Raw genomic sequence first — 17576 nt, forward strand, 5'->3', positions numbered from 1 at the left:
CGCCAGATCAGAAATACGCTGTCTTTACAATATGTCTATGAACTTTTTATTCTTTTCTTCTTCGCCCTGTCTCCCAAAGCGGCTGCAAATGTACAGCTTCTTTTTTACCTGGCAAGCTTTTTTGAAAAAATTAAATTCTTTCTTTTTGCTTAGCTGATAATGGAAACAAAACTCAATGAACATCGCGCTCTTAACGCCTTTTCCGTTTGCGCGGCACTGCCTCGCTAGCGGACGGCAAAGGTACGCCACTTTCTAAAACTGACAAGGTTTTTTACAAGGTTTTTACACCCTTACCCCCATTTTAATTTTAACCGCTTTAATATAAGTATTTTATAAAGTAATAAAAATCGAAACTCGCTCCGAAAAGTCTCACGACTTCTCGACATACATCATTTTGAACCTTGAACTAATGCACCGCAAAGTCGGAGACTTTGCGAAACATGCCATTTGCGGAACAGGCTATTCATTAGACTATGGTAAACGATAATAATGTTAAAGCTACATTACTCATTGCTACTTTAAACAATTGTTACATTGAACAACTGTTACATTTTCACATTACAAAAAGCGTTAGGGATTGCAGCGGCATCCTTTTTTAGCGGCAGCGCCGGCTAAAAAAGATACAGCGGAAAGCCCGACCCGCTAGGGGAACGCCCAAATTCCTATACCTATATATAAGGAGTGCACCTCAACGATACCTAGGGGCTGCCCGCAACAATTTTTGCCGTGCAGACCTATAATCGGTGTTCTTAACCACAGCTCCGCGCACAGCATAAAATGACGGGAAATAAGAAGGCCCCATAACGAGTATGAGGCCCAAAGGTTTTATCTGCATGGCTTCCTATTCCCTTGTATAGGAACTATGCCGTGGATGATTGTCGGTTTATTTCCATCCGCCGCCCAATGCTGCGTACAAATCTATCACAGATTGCAACTGTCTATTTTTGGCGTTCACCAGATCTAGATTGGTATTGAGCACATTTTCCTGAGCCCGCAATACTTCTAGATAATTAGCGAGACCATTGTTCAATAACTCTTGGGAATACTCGGCCGCCAAGGCGTAGGCATCGTATTCTTTCTGCTTGATCGCAATTTTTTCGCTGGCAGTATTAAAGGTAAACATTGCATCTGACACTTCTTTACTGGCCGTAAGCACTGCCTGCTTAAAGTTTAACCTTGCCTGTTCTTGCTGCACCTTGGCCACCTCGTACTGGGTACGGATCTTCCGGCCGTTTAAAATAGGTTGGGCCAAGCCGCCTACCAGGTTTGCAAAAAGGGAATTGGCACTAAAAAGCTGATCGAATTCTAGGCTTTGGAAACCACCGCCTGCCGAGAGGGTCAAGGCCGGATAGAAATTACTCCTTGCCACATTGGTAAGCTCAAAAGTCTGACGCAATTGCAGTTCTGCCGCGATAACATCGGGACGGTTCGCCAATAACTGCGCCGGTACCCCTGCCACCAGCTCGGTCGTAATCTGTTGCTCTTCTAAAGTACCACGTTCTTTATTATTAGGCGACTCCCCCAATAATATGGACAAGGAATTTTCTAGCAAAAAAGCCTGATTCTTTAAATCGACCAAAATAGCTTCGGCCGTATAAAGTTGCGCCTCTGTTTGCTTTACCCCTACCTGGGTAACCGTACCCGCCTCCATAAGAGCCTTGGTCGTTTCCAAGCTATTTCTTCTAGTGGCTACGGTTTCCTGTGTAACCGCAATCTGCTCATCTACCGTTAGCAATTGGTAATACACCGATGCTATATTGGCAATAAGCCTTGTTTTTACCACTTGGTGGGCGGCAACCGTTTGCAGATAAGAAGCCTGAAAAGCCCTTTTGTTACTGCGGATCTTTCCCCAAACATCGACCTCCCAAGCTAGGTTGCCCGTAAGTTCGTACTGGTCTTGAGAACTGCCCATAAATGCGCCCATTGGACTGTTCTTTGCCAATTCCTGATGGGTATACCTCGCATTGGCAGACAGGGTAGGGAAATACCCTGCCTTCGCCTGTTTAGCATAGGCCTCTGCAGCAACGATCTGTTGCAGGGCTACGCGAATATCGATATTATTCTCTAGGCCCCTCTCTATATATTGGGTCAGTACGGGATCTGTAAACAGCTCTCGCCAAGAAACCTCGGCCATGGACAAACTATCTTGCGACAGCTGATCGGTTCTATAGGTAGCCGTTCCCTCGGGAAGGACAGCTTCGTCCGACTGGACGTATTCCTTTGCCGAGAAGCACGATACCAAAAGTATGGGCATACTGGCAATAATGATATATTTTGTTATTCGTATCGATTTCATACGGAGATATTTATTGTTTTTTAATGGTCATACTTGGACTACGCTCAGTACAGGTATGTAATTCTATTAGGCTTCTTCAGTAATTTCTAATTCTTGATTCTTTGATTTTCTACTCACCTTTTCCTGCAGCCACTGGAATAGTATAAACAAGATAGGAATTACAAAAACCCCTAAAATAGTACCTATCAGTAGTCCACCTACAGCACCTGTACCAATTGCTCGGTTCCCTTCGGCACCTACTCCGGTTGCAAACACCAATGGCAACAAACCAAATATAAAGGCAAAGGAAGTCATCAAAATTGGTCGTAACCTGGCCTTTGCTCCTTCTACTGCGGAATCAAAAATACTATCTCCGTTTTTCCTTCGCTGAATAGCAAACTCTACGATCAGAATAGCATTCTTTGCCAAGAGTCCGATCAGCATGATCAGCGCTATCTGGAAATAAATGTTATTTTCCAATCCGGCCAATTTGGTGGTAATAAAGGCTCCAAAAATACCCAATGGCAATGAAAACAATACCGTTAATGGCAGCAAGTAACTTTCGTACTGGGCACTTAACAAGAAGTACACAAATACAATTACCAAGATTAGGATAAGGGTTGTTTGGTCGCCAGCCTTAATCTCTTCTCTGGTAAGTCCCGAATACGCGGTACTAAAATTCGCGGGGAGCTCTTGAGAAACTTCTTCTACGGCAGCAATAGCATCCCCGGTACTGAAACCAGGATTTACGGCCGCTGAAACCTTCGTAGAATTAAATAGGTTGAAACGGGTTACCGATTGCGGTCCAAATACCCTTTCTACACTTACAAACTGCGTAATAGGGGCCATTTCTCCACTTTTGGTCTTCACAAATAAACTGTTCAAATCTTTAGACTCGGACCTGCTTTCCGGTAAAGATTGTATGTACACACGGTATTGTTTCCCGAATCTTGAAAAATCTGCCGCATAAATACCACCGATATACCCTTGTAACGTATTAAATATACTGTTGATATTAACACCATAATCCTTTGCCAACGGTACGTTGATATCTAGCTTATACTGCGGATACTTGGTACTAAAGGAAGACTGTGCATATTTAAATTCTGGGCGCTGCATCAGGTTCCCAATAAACTCTTGGTTGACACGATCCAAATCGCTAAAGTTACCACCAGTTTTATCTAAGAGGTTCACTTCTATCCCGGCAGAGTTTCCAAATCCTGGAATACTCGGAGGCGAGAAAAATATAATATTAGCATCGGGAATGGTAGCAGCAATACCGAATAGTTTCGCGGTAATGGCCTGCACCGATAGGTCGTCGGTTTTACGATCGTTCCAATTGTCCAATTTAATAAACCCTAGACCGTAGTTGTTCCCTGCACCGTTAATTAAACTTATTCCGTTAATAAGCGTTACCCCATTAACCCCGGGCAAGTCTTTAACTTTGCTATAAATTTCACGGTTTACCTCGGCAGTCCTATCCACAGATGCCCCTGGAGGCAATTCCACGTTGATAAATACCAACCCTCTATCCTCATCAGGTACAAAGCCAGATGGGGTGGTGTTCGCTACCCACACAATACCTACTACAGAACCTATAAGAATTAGTCCGGTTACCCATTTGTTCTTGTACAAGAAGCCCAATGACTGCCCATAGCGTCTTATCGTTGCATCGAAACCAGCGTTAAAGGCTGTATAGAATCGCTGTAGATAGGTTTTTTTCTTTTCTTCCTCACTATGTGGCTTTAGCAAAAGTGCACATAATGCCGGACTCAAGGTAAGCGCGTTCACGGCCGATATAAGGATGGCCACGATAAGGGTGACCCCAAATTGCTCATAAAAAACTCCGGTCGGACCGGTAATAAAAGTAACCGGTACAAATACGGCAGCCATTACCAATGTAATAGAAACAATGGCTCCGGAAATTTCGCTCATGGCACCAATGGTAGCCTTTTCTATATCCTTAGCACCTTCGTCTATCTTGGCGTGTACCGCCTCAACGACCACAATGGCATCATCTACCACAATACCAATGGCCAATAACAAGGCAAAAAGCGTCAATAGGTTTATAGAATATCCAAAAAGGTTTAGGAAAAAGAAGGTTCCTATAATAGATACCGGAACCGCTATGGCCGGAATTAAGGTAGACCTAAAATCTTGCAAGAAAACGAACACTACTATAAAGACCAATATAAAGGCCTCTATTAAGGTATGGGTAACTTTTTCTACAGAGGCGTTAAGGAATTCGTTGGTATCATAAGGAATTACTACGTCTACACCTTCTGGAAAATCCTTTTTTAGAACTTCTAATTCAGCCTTTACATTTTCAATAATCTGTTGCGCATCAGATCCAGGGGTCTGGTAAATAGCCAGCGCCACACTAGGGTGCCCATCGGTATTAGCACTAGTAGCGTAGGACTGTGCATCCAATTCAATTTTTGCAACATCTTTTAGGCGTAAGTACTCCCCATCACCCAAGGCTTTTACGACAATATTGCCATATTGCTCTTCGGTACGGTAACGACCGTCGTAGGTAATTACATAGGAGAAAGCCTCCCCATCGTTTTCACCGAATGTACCGGCGGCAGCTTCCTGACTCTGTTCGTTTATGGCAGCGGTAACATCGGAAGGCGATAAACCATAGGCAGCCATTTTATTGGGCTGCAACCAAACACGCATGGCGTAGTCCTTGCTTCCAAATACATTCACATCACCTACCCCTTCTACACGCTGAAAAGCAGGCACGACATTTATTTTTAGATAATTCTGCAAGAAAATATCGTTATAATTTTCCGAAGTACTGAAAAAACTAAGGAACATTAAGGCACTGGTCTGTTGCTTTTGGGTAAGTACCCCCGTTTGTCTTACTGCCTGTGGCAATAATGGATTGGCACGGGCAACACGGTTTTGTACGTTTACCGCAGCAATATCTGGATCTACATCCTGATTAAAATATACGGTGATGGCAGCAGTTCCGTTATTGGTAGCTGTAGAGGTAAGATAGGTCATTCCCTCTACCCCATTAATTTGTTCTTCGATTGGAATAATAACACTTTCCAAAATGGTCGCCGCGGAGGCGCCAGGATAACTGGCCGTTACCTGAATGGTAGGTGGGGCAATATCCGGATATTGGGTTACTGAAAGGGAACTCAATCCCAATACTCCCAAAATCACAATTATAATTGAGATCACCGTAGATAATACGGGACGCGTGATAAAAGTTTTAAGCATCGTTTCTTACTATTAGTTTATTATTGAAACTCAGTTTTTATAAGCTGCGTTGTTCCGGCAAAGTCTATCTTTTGAGGGGTGATAGCACTTCCATTTCTAAGTTTCCCTACGCCTTTAGAAACAATAGTAGCTCCTTTTGGCACCCCTGATTCTAGCACATACAGATTGTCTACACTTGCTTTTATAGTAATAGGCTGTGCCGATACGGTGTTGTCTTCCGAAACAGTATATAAGAATGTCTTATCCTGTTGTTCAAAAGTAGCCTCCTGAGGAACCACAATGGCATTTTCGAATACCGAGGGAACTTTTATAGTACCGCTATTCCCATTGTTCAACAATCCATTAGAATTTTCAAAAAGCGCCCTGAAGGTAATCGTTCCCGTATTGGGGTTTATTTGGGAATTAATAGTTTCTATGATTCCTTTTTGGTCGTATTCCTTCCCATTGGCCAAAACCAAGCTTACTGCCGGAAAATTGGCAATTTTTTCTTCTTTGGTAGTGCCCTTTGCGTTTTGTATAAAGTTCAGATATTCCTTTTCATTCATAGAAAAAAAGGCATATACCTTACTGGTATTGGAAACTACGGTAAGTGGATTTTGGTTTGTAGGGCTCACCAATGCTCCGGTACGCATGCGTATTGTACCCACATAACCATCTACCGGACTCACAATAGTACCATACCCTATATTGGCGGCAATACTGTTATAACTGCTCTTCGCCTGTTGTAGTTTTGCCTTGGCCGTTTCTAATTGCACCTGACTGATAATGTTTTTTGCAACCAATGGCTTTAGCTTGTCTACTTCTACCTGGGCAGCATTGACATTCGCTTTTGCGGCCGCTGCCTCTTGGCTCATAGATTGGGTCTCTAATTTAAAAAGAGGCTGTCCTTTGCGAACCTTTTCTCCCTCGTCTACCAATACTTCGGTGATATAACCGGTAATTTTTGCACGGACCTCACTATTTACAATACCTTCTATATTCGATTGGTAGGAGGTAAACGATGTTACCGTTTGGGTGGGCACAGAAATCACTGGGAATGGTAAGGCTGCCCTAGCTGCCGCCATATTTTGCGTATTCTTATCGTCGCCACAGGAAAGGATAAAGAAAGCCGCGAATAATAAAGATGAATAATTAATAATTCTTTTCATAGGTAGATGTTTATTGTTTTTAGGTCGTATGTAATTCGCATATCATCATCCGCGGTTGCGAACAATTTATGATTATGCTGATTTTAAAATAAAGAGGTGCTTAAGATTGTTCTTGAAATTTTGTGATTTCTTCTATAGTAGTATTAATTTTTTCTCGCTGTTCAGTCAAATATTCTTGAAATAAGATTCCCACCGAATTCTCATTGTTAAACTTTTGGGGATTGTATGCCTTATTATAGGCATTGATCTTTTTAACCATATCCAATTCCCTCACTATAAGTTTCTCATACTGCTCCATGGCATTTCTAACATAATATTTCGATGTTCTAAAACGACGTTTCCGATCCCCCGGCTTGGTATAATACTCCACATAATTAAGTTGCACTAAAATGTTTAAGTTGTTAGACACGGAGCTTTTACTTGCCTGGGTTATCGTTATAATTTCTTCAAACAGCAACCCTTCATAACAGGAAAGAATCAACGCAGCATAGATTCTTGCAGCCAGTGGCGTCAGATCTGCCCGCTCCTCTAGGGTCACCCCCATTTCCTCGATCAGTATTCTTTTTTCCTTGTATTTATCCAGCATTACATTTGATTTTGGATGCAAATATACGATTAGTTCGCAATGATACGAACCAAGAAGGTTTAAATATTTGTTAAATGAAATTACGAGCTTCCAAAAAACCTAAATGCGTACTAATCAAGACCCTTTAGATAACGATGCCCAACGCCCTTACGAGTTGTTCAGATCAATATAATTGGCAGTAGGAACAAGGGTTCCTAAGGAAATAGGATGATTTTTCACTAGGTAACAATGTTAGTTTGGGCGTTCCCCTATCGGGTCGGGCTTTTCGCTGTATCTTTTTTAAAGGACCACAGGACCTTTAAAAAAGGATGCCGCTGCAATCCCTAACGCTGAAATCAGTGGGCAGTTGGCAGTAATCGGTAAACGGTGAACAGTGAAAGCAGTGATTGGTGAATAGCACCTCCCACGCCAAAGTGCGGGACTAACGGGCGATATGACTTATGCTAATTAAAGAACAATTACAGTTTTAAAAATATGATAGTTAATTAAACAGGTCCACGGCACACAACAAAAAAAGCAGTTGCCGTCGGCAACTGCTTTTTAAAATATGTATCACTAGAATCTTTAACCCAAGGTCTGTTCTCCACCGCCATTCACAAACAACACCTGTCCGCTTACCCAATTAGAAATGGGTGCGGCGAAGTACAATACCGCACCTGCGATATCTTCTACTTCTCCTAGGCGCTGCAATGGCGTATGGGCCAGCATCCGTTTTTCAATTTCCGGTGTCAACACGGTTTTTAGGGCCTGGGTACGAACAGCTCCCGGACCAATGGCGTTGATTCTTATTTCCGGACCAAAATCGAAGGCCAAGTTTCTGGTCATGTGGTTTACCGCGGCTTTAGAAGATGCGTAGGCACTAATAGCCGGACTCTTATTGATCGATGCCATGGAAGACATATTAATAATACTGCCATAACCAGCCTCTTTCATATGCGGGGCTACCAACTGACATAGGCGCCACATACTAAAAACATTCATTTCGAATACTTTTTTAAATTGCGACACATCTATCTGATTGGGGTTTTCCCTTCCGGCACCACCTCCGCCAACGTTATTGACCAAAATATGTATTTGACCATAAGCCGCTATGGTTTTATCAACCAAATGTACCAGCGCCTCATCTTTGGTAACGTCGCAATCTATAGCGATTGCTTTTCCACCATCGGCAACAATTTCTTGAGCCGCCTGTTGTGCCGCCTCCAAATTGTAATCGGATACCACCACTTGGGCTCCATAAGCGGCCAGTATTTTACAACTCGCCTTTCCTATACCGTTCGCACCACCGGTAACGATGGCTATTTTCCCTTTTAAGTCAAAAAATTTAGAAGTGTCCATAGATAAGGTTTTAAGGTAGTATTTAAAAAATCTAATCTTGTATCTTATGTAGGTTGTACAAATCCTCTAATGCATTTTTTTGATTGGTCTATACATATGTTAGCCCTAGAACCTGTGGCTATTCCATATAAATCGCCTCAAAAACCGCTAAAGGAGCTCTTCTTCCAACGTTCAACATCAAGGTATCGCCCTGAATAGTATAGTTATCGGCCAATTCAAATATTTGTAAAAATTCTGATTCGTTAAAATCAACATCCGGACATGCCATCATAGTCGTGATAAAATTGGAAAAACGAATACGGTTTCCTTCTTCCAAAGTAAATGTCCCCCCAAAAGAATTACAGCCGGCAAAACCAGCAACGCTATTTTCTGCTCCGTTTAGTCTAAAAAAGACCTCTTTCTCTTGATTTTCGCCCATTACAACCTCTTTCCCTTCCAAGGTCTTTAGTTTCCAATATTTTTCGGTGATGCCGTTGGTTGGAGTTGCTTTTTTAGTAAAAACAGCCAATGGTGCCCTTCTCCCTACATTTAACATGATAGTATCACCATTAAGGGTATAGTTATCTACCATTCCCAAAACATTTAGTACTTCGGCTTCGTTTACTTCAGCATCTGGACACGCCATACGGGTCGTGATCAAATTTTCAAAACGAATTCTGTTACCAGCTTCTAGGGTATAAGACCCATTTACGATATTACAACCAAAAAAACCATTTATGGTATTGTCTTTGCTATTCAGTACAAAGTGAAGTTCTTTTCCATTTTCGGTAGCCCCTACGGTAGCCCCCTCAAGAACCGTCAACACCCATTTGGTATCGGTGATTGCTTCCTTGGCGGTATCGGATACTTCTTCTTTGATTGTCTGTTTAGTAGAATTACAGCTTACGGCAGTAATGGCCAGTAATATAAAAGTAGCTAATTGTGTTTTCATATCTCTTGTTACTTTAGTTTAGAATTTTTCTTCACACAAAATTATTATTTAGTTCGTAATGTTTCGAACCAAAAAATGTAAAGTTTAGTTAAATATTCTAATAAAACACATAAGACACTAAAAATATGTCTGTTACGAATTTTCGTTTTCCTTATACTCGTCTAGTTCTACGAGGGTATTCCTTATAAGTTCTTGGTGGGCTTTTAAATATTTTTGCATAATCTTTCCAAGGGACTTCTCATGGACAAACTTTTCTGGATAATGAACTTCATTAAAGGCAATGATTTTTTCAATAAGACTAATTTCACCCCCTATAGATTCTTCGTGCTGTTTTAAAAAATTTATCTGGAAGTACTTAGACCCCTTAAAATATCTTTTTCTATCGCCAGGCTTGGTGTAGTACTCTATATGTTTTAGCTGTAAAAGCACATTTATATTTATAGAGGTAGAACTCTTACTAGCGCCAATAATCTCTCTTATTGCTTCGAAGGTTAGCCCTTCATAAGACGATAGTATCAATAAGGCATAGATTCTGGCAGCCAAGGGCGATATTCCCATTCGCTCTTCCAAAGCAAGACCTATTTCTTCTATAAGTTGTTTTTTATCGTCTGACACATTATTCATTATGGCACCTAGTTTTTTAAAAAAGTAGTAAAATTTGTTGTACAAACATACACAACTTCCCTGTTTTAAATGGATGTTTCATGTCTGAACTTATCTTAAAAATCTTTTAGAAAACAAATTCAATGCCCATGATGGCACTAAAAGCTAGGTCTCTCTTTTATTAGTCCCGCTCCCACTCGATTATACCCCCTATAATTTTTAAATTGGGAGTATATTGTTTTATTTGGTACATTGTGACTCGATTTACACTAAAAATATAACAAATCATCTATAGTATGCAAGTACGTGAAAAGTTTCTAGTAATCTCGGCACTTACCTTAGTGGTCATTACGGGTATTGCCTTCATTTGGACCCCTATTTTATGGGTCTTATTATTGGTAGGGCCTTTGGTCTTCATGGGGCTTTTTGATATTTTTCAGAAAAAACATACCATAAGACGAAACTTCCCTTTAATTGGTCGTTTTAGGTATGTATTAGAATCTATCCGTCCCGAAATCATGCAATATTTTGTAGAGACCGATACCCAAGGAAGGCCATTGAACCGTATTTTAAGGTCTTTGGTATATCGCCGGGCCAAAGGCACCACGGACACCGAGCCCTTTGGTACCCAAATGGATATCTACCATTCGGGTTACGAATGGATGGAGCACTCTATGTACGCCAAAAACAATCCCAAGGAAATTGGTAAGTTCCCGCGTTTGGTCATTGGCGGCAAAGATTGTAAGCAACCGTATTCTTCGAGTCTCCTGAATATTTCCGCGATGAGTTTCGGCTCCTTGAGCAAGAATGCTATTTTGGCGATGAACAAAGGAGCAAAAATGGGAAATTTTGCCCATAATACCGGGGAGGGCGGCATTAGCGATTACCATTTAGAGCACGGCGGGGATTTGATATGGCAGATAGGAACCGGGTATTTTGGCTGTAGAAACGATGACGGCACCTTTAACCCCACCACTTTTAGGGAAAATGCTATTCGGCCACAGGTAAAAATGATAGAAATAAAATTGTCCCAAGGAGCCAAGCCCGGACATGGGGGAATTTTGCCGGCCTCTAAAAACACCGAGGAAATTGCCAAGATCAGACATATAAAACCACATATCGCAGTGCATTCCCCACCGTCGCACTCCGCATTTTCCAACCCTATACAATTCATGTACTTTATTCACAAGCTACGGGAACTGTCCGATGGGAAACCTATTGGGTTTAAACTGTGTATAGGCCGTAAACAAGAATTCATGGATTTTTGTGAGGCTATGATCCATACGGGAATACGCCCCGATTTTATCACTGTCGACGGCGGTGAGGGCGGTACCGGTGCCGCGCCGGTAGAATTCTCCAATAGTATGGGAATGCCGTTGAGAGAAGGGCTGATTTTTGTCCACGATACCTTGGTAGGATTTGGACTTAGAAATGAAATAAAAGTTATTGTGGCCGGAAAGATCATTACCGGCTTCCATATGGCCAGGGCCATTGCCTTGGGTGCCGACGGTTGTAATAGTGCCAGAGCCATTATGTTATCGGTTGGTTGTATCCAAGCCTTAAAATGTAATACCAATGATTGCCCAGTTGGAGTGGCCACGCAAAAGAAATCACTGGTAAAAGGTCTTGTAGTAGAAGATAAAGCACCTAGAGTGAAAAATTACCACGAAGCTACCATCCACAGTTTCCTGGAGCTGGTCGCTGCTGCCGGACTCAATGGTCCACACGAGCTGACGCGTAACCATATTAGCAAAAGGGTGGGCATGTATAATGTAAAGACCTATGACGAGATTTATCCTTATATAAAAGAAGGCTCCTTGCTACATACGGCCACCATTCCAGAAAGTTATCAGCGATTCTATCAGCTTACCAGAATCATGTAATACACAAGGTAGAAACAATAAACGCTGAACAGTATCTCCCCCGCCAGATCGGGGGATTTACCCCCTAAAATGACTTTTGCCAACTAAATATTGCAACATTATAAAGGCTTCAGAAATTAGCAATGCGCTATTCTAAGGTATATACCAATGAAGGATTGGTCCTACCCGAATAACCTATCAACACTCACTTGGGAAGTGCAATGCTATATTACAAATTGCCACATTTCCATCCTTGAATCATTTTAAATCATGGTTCTCATTTCCCATTAGCCATCCACTAATGGTTACATTGATTCATTGCTACATTAAATCGCGTTAGGGACCGCGGCGGCATCCCCGCAGCGCAGCAAGGGATATAGCCAAGTGCCCGCCCGACGCAGGAGGGAACGCCCAAAAAAAAATATGCGATATCCAGCATTTAAATTTTCGTTTTAAGAAAGTATTGTTAAAAAGGGTAATCCCTTGGTTGAAGCTTTTAAAATGAAATACTTTTGTGCTTCATTTTTAAAGGCCAGCCGCCAAATAGGACTGTTTTGAAAGTAACGATTACCCGTATTCTCCCTTTTTCTTTACTAGCAGTGGTACATGCTTTGTTTATATCGGCCATTTTTATGGACAACATAAGCACCAATACTGTGCTATGTATCCTTTTCCTTGTCCTCTGTTTTACTGTTGTGGCCCACCCTAAACTTCCAATATTTCATAGAACAGCTTTTATAACCGATCTCTCTACGGTCGCATTTGTGGTCTTAGGCGGGGTTCTGACATATTCCATACAGCTTTATTGGTCTCCCGGCCCAGTTTTTGCCGCCGCTATGGTAGGGACTATCGCTTCTTTTCTTCCCTCCCTCAATAAAAAAAGCAGCCTTTTGCAGTTGGCTCCTACGGCCATTTATTGTGGCTGTTTTGTGGGCATGTCTCACAAAAGCATTGCCCCAGACTATATGTTTATTGGGGTAGCGGGAATACTATCGGGGCTTGTTCTAGTAATGACCAAGAATGTTTTTCAGGGGGTTAGCGGTAAGCTGGGCAGCATCGCTTTTGGGGGCGTAACCCTAGCCGCTTTTATAATGTATATACTGGTAGAATGGTTATAGAAAATAGTATCCTTATTCTCTCTGGCACCCTGGGCGCCGTATTGGCTTTTGCCGTCAGCAACAAGTTAAACCAAGGTCCGGTGAGGGCTTCTGCCATCCTTAGCTTAGTGGTAGCCGGATTTTTTTATGTCTTTCCCCAACTACTATCGCCACGCTTAACCCAAAACATTCCCATCCTATTCTTTGGGGGTACTTTTATTGGGATGCCATCCTCCAGAATCGTATCGGGTTACCGATTTATAGGGATTACGGGACTGGTATTTTCGCTTTTCTTCCTTCATACCAGCAATTATTTTGAGGGGTACGGTGGTGCTTTGGGCACGGCAGCCAGCATTTCGTTCCTAGTGACGTTCACTATTTACAAAATTACCCGCAAACGGAAAATTGCCTACGCCAAGGTATACCTACGACGATACTCTCCTACAAGCTACCGAAAAAAATAGTGTTTAGGCAGGCACCGATTTGGTGAGCCTATTAACCACTAGGGCAATGGCACCATCGCCGGTAACATTACAAGCCGTACCAAAACTATCCATAGCAATATACAAGGCAATCATAAGTCCTTGCATTTCTGCATCGAAACCTAACATAGACTGCAATATACCTACAGCGGCCATAATCGCTCCCCCAGGAACCCCTGGTGCTGCAATCATCGCAATGCCAAGCATAAATATAAACCCGGCAAACAAGGTAAAGGTAAACGGAATGCCCTGTAAAATCATTAATGCCATGGCACAGGCCGTAATTTTCATAATACTCCCCGAAAGGTGAATGGTAGCACATAAGGGCACCACAAATCCAGATATTTTATCGGACACCCCGTTCTTTAAGGTTTGTTCTAAGGTAACCGGTATGGTTGCTGCCGAGGACTGAGTTCCCAAAGCCGTAAAATAGGCCGGCATCATGGTGACCAACAAACGTACAGGATTCTTTTTTGTAAGCATTCCGGCGATACTGTATTGCAACAACAACAATAGGATATGCAGGGCAAAAATGACCCCTATAATGGTGACAAAGACCGATAGTACCGAAAATACCGTTCCATTATAGGCCATACTGGCAAAGATTCCCAAAATATAAAGTGGCAAAAGAGGTACGATGACCTTTTCTATTAGCTGCATGATAATGAGCTGAAAATCCTTTACCATATCCCCTAAGGTCGACTTCTCTTGATAAGACAAGCCTAAACCTATCACAAAAGCCAGTACCAAAGCCGTCATCACATCGATGGCAGGTGGAATATTGATACTAAAATAAGGCAGTAGTTCTATACCAGAATCGGCAATACTAGCGGCATTATTGGCATGGGATTCCAGGAGGGTTGGGAAAATTTCGGAGGCGGTAAAGTAGGTCATAAAGCCAGAAAAAAGCGTAGATCCGTAGGCAATAGCAGCCGTTAACAACAACAGCTTTCCGGCACCCTTCCCAAGGTCTGATATCGCGGGCATAATAAGTCCCATTATAATCAAGGGAATAGAGAAGTTTAGAAATTGGCCAAAGAACGCATTAAAGGTTGCAAATACCCTGCTCACCGATTCGGGCAACACGAGTCCAAAAATGATTCCCAATACAATGGCTAAAAAGACTTTAAATAATAGGTTCGAAAAAAGACGTTTCATTTGTAATTTATGCGATATAATATGAAAAAGGATGTTTAAAAAGTGGCTTTATCCGCTTTTCCCAGAGGGGCCGTTTCAAAGTAAAAGGCCTTTTTGCCCCCTACCCGATACCTGCCGAAACACCTAAATGTCCTCTTTTTATAAGCTAAAGCAATGATATACTTTTTAAAATCCCTTCTTACTTAGTAAGTTCGCTAAGATACATCCAATGGGATAGAAATCATTCCAAAAATTTTACTAATCTAAAATTTAACACTTCGGGGCTAGGGTTTGAAAAGGGGACAGATTGCCACACTGTACTTCGTTCCGTTCGCAATACCCATTAGGAAAAAAAAGAGCTACACTTTCGTATAGCCCTTTGTAAAGATTAATGATGTATTTGGAACGGCATATTCTTAAGAAGCTACCCCCACTTATTAATTATTTTCTAATTACTCTGAAACACTTTCACTAAGCACTTCTTCTTTTTCGCGGAACTTAGGATTGATATAGAGTTTTCCTTGCTTCAGTTTTTCCCAGTACACCTTCATGTCGGCACTTATTTCGGGCGACAGAATATACAGTCCTATAATATTGGGAAATGACATCGCTAGGATCATCATATCTGCAAAGCTCAATACTGCCCCAAGGCTCACAGATGCCCCTAGCACCACAAATACCAAATACAATACTTTATAAACCATCTCTAGTTTTTTGCTTCGACCAAATAAATAGGTCCACGAGCGCATCCCGTAATAAGACCAAGACACCATTGTAGAAAATGCGAACAACAATACCGCCACGGCCAACACCATTGGGAACCAAGAAACCACGCTACCAAAAGCATCGGAGGTGAGCTCTACCCCTCCCAGGCCATATACTTCGTGCTTCCCTGTAAAAATCAACACCAAAGCAGTCATAGAACACACCAACATAGTATCTATAAAAGGCTCCACCAAGGAGGTAAATCCATCAGCGATGGGATTGTTGGTCTTTGAGGCACTATGGGCAATGGCTGCGGAACCAACCCCGGCTTCACTAGAAAAGGCAGCCCGTTGCAACCCTATGATCAGTACTCCTATGAATCCACCTTTTAAGGCTTGGGCAGAAAAGGCCCCATCTATAATAGAGCGAACCGCCCATCCAATATTTTCTATATTAGTCCCTATGACCACCAAACAGCCCAACACATATAGGATTGCCATAAACGGAACGACTTTCTCCGTTACCTTGGCAATACTTTTAATTCCACCAATGATGACCATCCCTACTAGGAAGGCAAACCCCACTCCAAACCAAAAACCGTGTTCTTGTAAAAAAGGAAGCTGTTCGGATACTATTTTAAATGCCTGGTTAGATTGCAGCATATTGCCCCCACCAAAAGAAGCACCGATTCCCAAAATAGCAAAAAGGGCTGCAAGAAATTTTCCTAGCTTCTTATAGTTTCGTTTTTCCAATCCATAGCGCAAATAATTCATCGGTCCGCCAAAAATCCGCCCCTCATCATCGATAAAACGATATTTTACGCCCAAGGTACATTCTGCAAATTTTAGGGACATGGCAAAGAAACCGGCGGTAAACATCCAAAATGTTGCCCCTGCACCTCCTAAGGAGATCGCTACGGCCACCCCTGCAATATTTCCTAGGCCTACTGTGGCCGATGTAGCGGTTGCCATCGCTTGAAAATGGGTGATGGTACCGGGAGCGTTGGGGTCGTCATATTTCCCTTTTGCCAGATCTATAGAGTGTAGAAACCCTCTTATATTGATAAATTTTAGTCGGAATGTAAAGAATATACTTCCTAGAATTAACCAAATGACGATAAAGGGAATCGTTGTGGTTTTTATATCTCCATTCGGATAATACAATGGCTGCGGCGTCTCATATTGAATGTCCGCTATCTTAATAGCACTCATGGAAAGTCCATCTCTAGTGTCAGCGATAAGAGTCCCTTCCTTTACTAGCTGCCCTACAACTCCATTTGCGGTTGCATAAACAACTATTTCCTTAGCATCATCACCCCTTAGAAGAGCAACTTCCTGTCCTTTTTCAACAGTCGCCCCTTCGGACACCAACCATTTTTCTAAGGTAAAATTTTCATTGGTAGCTTCCTCCAAAGGAACTACTACGGTACTTTTATCACTATATACCACCGGGTCATAAACTCCTATAGCCGCAAAGGGATCCCAAAATAAAATAGCGCCCAAATAATCTACTGCCGGCTGCACATTGCTATTAAATATCTCCGTGATGGATTTTGCCGGAATAGTAAATGTTTTAGAAAAGGTATTCCCGTCCGCATCGGTAACACTAACAGCATGTTCCATACCTTCTATTAACCCTGCAGCGGTGTTTTCGTCCAATGCTGTTTGGGGATCACTCCATTTGTACTTATAAGGTGCTTTGCCCCCTGTAACTTTTACCTCCGCTATTCCGTTGTTTATTTCCTTGGATGGATTGGAAAGTGCTATATCAACCATCATTTGGCTGACTGAGCTAACACGTTCCTGTGCTATAACAATGGTAGTTAATAAAGAGATTAGTAAAGTGGGGAAAAGTCTTGTTTTTAACATCAAATATCTTTTTCTTTTTCGTTTAAAATTTAAAAATCCCCAATTTAACGATAAGAATAAGGCTTCCCAAGGGATTGGGCATATTTCTCTAGGAGTTACCCAGGAAAAAATGGGTTAAAAGCAGGGTATTTAGTAGTGATTTTCTAGTGTAGGGCCCCTTCACTGCGTTTTGTGTGCTATGACTCTTTCTACTGTCATTCCCAAGAAGGAACGACGCGGCAATCTGCTCCTTTCGTGTCCTAATTCAACAGATTGCCGCGCTTCACTGCGTTGCGCTCGCAATGACCCTTAGGCAAAAAAAAAAGAGCTACAC

At 42.1% G+C, this 17576-nt stretch carries 12 protein-coding genes; 3 read left to right on the forward strand and 9 right to left on the reverse strand.

What is annotated here, in order from left to right; translation table 11 throughout:
- Nucleotides 1-883 precede the first annotated feature (883 nt).
- From HCG49_RS08710 to HCG49_RS08740, 7 genes are all read right to left on the reverse strand, one after another.
- Nucleotides 884-2296, reverse strand: coding sequence for an efflux transporter outer membrane subunit (locus HCG49_RS08710; RefSeq protein ID WP_168469150.1), 1413 nt, complete (start codon nt 2294-2296; stop codon nt 884-886).
- Between the two features lie 66 nt (nt 2297-2362).
- Nucleotides 2363-5506: an efflux RND transporter permease subunit gene (locus HCG49_RS08715; RefSeq protein WP_168469151.1), complete on the reverse strand. Its 3144-nt coding sequence runs from the start codon at nt 5504-5506 to the stop codon at nt 2363-2365.
- A gap of 20 nt (nt 5507-5526) precedes the next feature.
- Nucleotides 5527-6654: an efflux RND transporter periplasmic adaptor subunit gene (locus HCG49_RS08720; protein WP_168469152.1), complete on the reverse strand. Its 1128-nt coding sequence runs from the start codon at nt 6652-6654 to the stop codon at nt 5527-5529.
- 100 nt (nt 6655-6754) lie between these two features.
- Entirely contained in the window at nt 6755-7240 is a 486-nt protein-coding gene (locus HCG49_RS08725) for a GbsR/MarR family transcriptional regulator (RefSeq protein WP_168469153.1), read from the reverse strand.
- Between the two features lie 564 nt (nt 7241-7804).
- Entirely contained in the window at nt 7805-8578 is a 774-nt protein-coding gene (locus tag HCG49_RS08730; RefSeq protein ID WP_168469154.1) for a glucose 1-dehydrogenase, read from the reverse strand.
- Between the two features lie 118 nt (nt 8579-8696).
- On the reverse strand, nt 8697-9509 hold the full coding sequence (locus HCG49_RS08735; RefSeq protein WP_168469155.1) for an META domain-containing protein: 813 nt from the start codon (nt 9507-9509) through the stop codon (nt 8697-8699).
- A 132-nt stretch (nt 9510-9641) separates the two neighbouring features.
- Nucleotides 9642-10133: a GbsR/MarR family transcriptional regulator gene (locus HCG49_RS08740; protein ID WP_168469156.1), complete on the reverse strand. Its 492-nt coding sequence runs from the start codon at nt 10131-10133 to the stop codon at nt 9642-9644.
- A 275-nt stretch (nt 10134-10408) separates the two neighbouring features.
- Here HCG49_RS08740 and HCG49_RS08745 point away from each other — a divergent pair, with 275 nt between their 5' ends.
- The 3 genes from HCG49_RS08745 to HCG49_RS08755 all read left to right on the forward strand — a co-directional run bounded on the left by HCG49_RS08745 (nt 10409) and on the right by HCG49_RS08755 (nt 13535).
- Complete coding sequence (locus tag HCG49_RS08745; RefSeq protein WP_168469157.1) at nt 10409-11995, forward strand: FMN-binding glutamate synthase family protein; 1587 nt, start codon at nt 10409-10411, stop codon at nt 11993-11995.
- A 533-nt stretch (nt 11996-12528) separates the two neighbouring features.
- The gene (locus HCG49_RS08750; protein WP_168469158.1) at nt 12529-13092 is read left to right on the forward strand and encodes a hypothetical protein; all 564 of its coding nucleotides are present in this window, start codon (nt 12529-12531) and stop codon (nt 13090-13092) included.
- Complete coding sequence (locus HCG49_RS08755; RefSeq protein ID WP_168469159.1) at nt 13083-13535, forward strand: hypothetical protein; 453 nt, start codon at nt 13083-13085, stop codon at nt 13533-13535. Before HCG49_RS08750 ends, HCG49_RS08755 begins: the two co-directional genes overlap by 10 nt.
- Nucleotides 13536-13538: 3 nt before the next feature.
- On the opposite strand, the gene HCG49_RS08760 is transcribed toward HCG49_RS08755, so the two are convergent.
- Nucleotides 13539-14711: a dicarboxylate/amino acid:cation symporter gene (locus HCG49_RS08760; protein WP_168469160.1), complete on the reverse strand. Its 1173-nt coding sequence runs from the start codon at nt 14709-14711 to the stop codon at nt 13539-13541.
- Nucleotides 14712-15142: 431 nt separating this feature from the next.
- Nucleotides 15143-17263: an amino acid carrier protein gene (locus HCG49_RS08765; RefSeq protein WP_168469161.1), complete on the reverse strand. Its 2121-nt coding sequence runs from the start codon at nt 17261-17263 to the stop codon at nt 15143-15145.
- Between the last annotated feature and the right edge of the window lie 313 nt (nt 17264-17576).

It is taken from the genome of Arenibacter sp. 6A1 (genome assembly GCF_012272855.1).
GTDB lineage: Bacteria > Bacteroidota > Bacteroidia > Flavobacteriales > Flavobacteriaceae > Arenibacter.

Coding starts and splice junctions, on each gene's coding strand:
- HCG49_RS08710 (WP_168469150.1), bottom strand. CDS start 2,296: ATGAAATCGATACGAATAACAAAATATATCATTATTGCCAGTATGCCC.
- HCG49_RS08715 (WP_168469151.1), bottom strand. CDS start 5,506: ATGCTTAAAACTTTTATCACGCGTCCCGTATTATCTACGGTGATCTCA.
- HCG49_RS08720 (WP_168469152.1), bottom strand. CDS start 6,654: ATGAAAAGAATTATTAATTATTCATCTTTATTATTCGCGGCTTTCTTT.
- HCG49_RS08725 (WP_168469153.1), bottom strand. CDS start 7,240: ATGCTGGATAAATACAAGGAAAAAAGAATACTGATCGAGGAAATGGGG.
- HCG49_RS08730 (WP_168469154.1), bottom strand. CDS start 8,578: ATGGACACTTCTAAATTTTTTGACTTAAAAGGGAAAATAGCCATCGTT.
- HCG49_RS08735 (WP_168469155.1), bottom strand. CDS start 9,509: ATGAAAACACAATTAGCTACTTTTATATTACTGGCCATTACTGCCGTA.
- HCG49_RS08740 (WP_168469156.1), bottom strand. CDS start 10,133: ATGAATAATGTGTCAGACGATAAAAAACAACTTATAGAAGAAATAGGT.
- HCG49_RS08745 (WP_168469157.1), top strand. CDS start 10,409: ATGCAAGTACGTGAAAAGTTTCTAGTAATCTCGGCACTTACCTTAGTG.
- HCG49_RS08755 (WP_168469159.1), top strand. CDS start 13,083: ATGGTTATAGAAAATAGTATCCTTATTCTCTCTGGCACCCTGGGCGCC.
- HCG49_RS08760 (WP_168469160.1), bottom strand. CDS start 14,711: ATGAAACGTCTTTTTTCGAACCTATTATTTAAAGTCTTTTTAGCCATT.
- HCG49_RS08765 (WP_168469161.1), bottom strand. CDS start 17,263: ATGTTAAAAACAAGACTTTTCCCCACTTTACTAATCTCTTTATTAACT.